This window comes from Streptosporangium sp. NPDC003464 (assembly GCF_053588315.1).
Genome location: NZ_JBSFPS010000568.1, coordinates 1 through 1,191 on the forward strand (window position 1 = coordinate 1; position 1,191 = coordinate 1,191).

The following is a 1,191-nucleotide window of genomic DNA, read 5'->3' on the forward strand; positions in this document are numbered from 1 at the left end:
CTGCGTCCCAGGTGATCAACTCCCGCTCGACCAGCCGCTCCAGCAGCAGGTAACCGTCCTCCGGCCGGTCCAGCCCGGCGACGACCTCCGCCGCCGGGGTGCGCCCGTCACAGCGGGCCAGCACCGCCGCCTCCACCGCCGACAGCGCCAGCGACGGCTGCATCGGACGCAGCAGCGACCGCTCCTCCACACTCAGATGGGGCAGCAGCGCCGGCGGCCACCAGCGGCGGACCAGCGGATCCCCGGCCAGGTGATCGGCATAGGCGGCCATCGCCCAGCCCTCGAAGAACACCCGCCGCCCGCGCAGCAGGCCCGTACCCGTACGGACCTCCAGCGCCCGCTCCGCGTCGGCGACGTCGATCCAGCAGACCGGGCCGAAGAACCCGATGGTCTCGTTCTTGGCGCAGTAACGCTGCCAGTAACGGATCACCGCCCGCTCCCGGTCCCGGCGCCGCACGTTACGGCTCGCCTCCGGACCACCGGCCACCAGACCGTCCAGAGCGATCAGCACACCCGGGTTCTGCCAGGTCACCGCCTCACGGAACAGCGGATCAGCGGCGATCTCACAGATCTTGCGAGCCCCCGCCGCGACCGCGTCCGCCAGCGTCTTGTCGAACACCTCGGCATCCCCGCGGCCCGCCAGCAGGTCGTCGGCCGCCACCGCCGCCGCGGGCGCCGCGAAGGCGTCCAACCCGTCGGCGGGGAACCCCGTCGTGCGCAGCAACGCGTCCGGCCACACCGACCAGCCGCTGTCTCCCAGTCTCACCTTCGTCACAGCTCACCGCCCGCGGTGACGGGGTCGGTGATCTGCAGGCGCAGTTCGCTGAAGTAGCGGTTGCCCTGGTGGTCGGGGACCCAGGCCTGGTCGGGGGTGGGCAGGGCCTCGCTGATCACGACGGAGACCTCGGGGCCGGCGGTGCGGAGCATGGTGCACAGCACGCCGACGTAGTGGGGGCTGGTGAGGTCGAAGTAGCAGGGTTTCACTTCGGTGCCGATCTTGACGAAGATCTGGTCGGGCAGGTTGAGGCGCTGTCGCCAGGCGCGGGTGGCCAGGTAGCGTTCGCGTTCGTTGGTGATGTCGGCCAGTCCGGTCTCGGTGACGGTGGTGCGCCAGGTCTCGCGGGCGATGACCAGCCGGTCGATGGTGATCCGGGGCACGTGCGGCGCGGGCGAGGTGAGCTTGAAGGCGTC

2 protein-coding genes are annotated in these 1,191 nt (G+C 71.4%); both read right to left on the reverse strand.

The window, feature by feature from the left end:
- Positions 1-775: lantibiotic dehydratase (locus ACWDS7_RS48595; RefSeq protein ID WP_451934846.1), on the reverse strand; the 775-nt coding region annotated here is incomplete at its 3' end.
- Positions 772-1,191 (reverse strand): lantibiotic dehydratase (locus ACWDS7_RS48600; protein WP_451934847.1); only part of this gene is annotated, 420 nt, incomplete at its 5' end. The genes ACWDS7_RS48595 and ACWDS7_RS48600, both read right to left, overlap by 4 nt.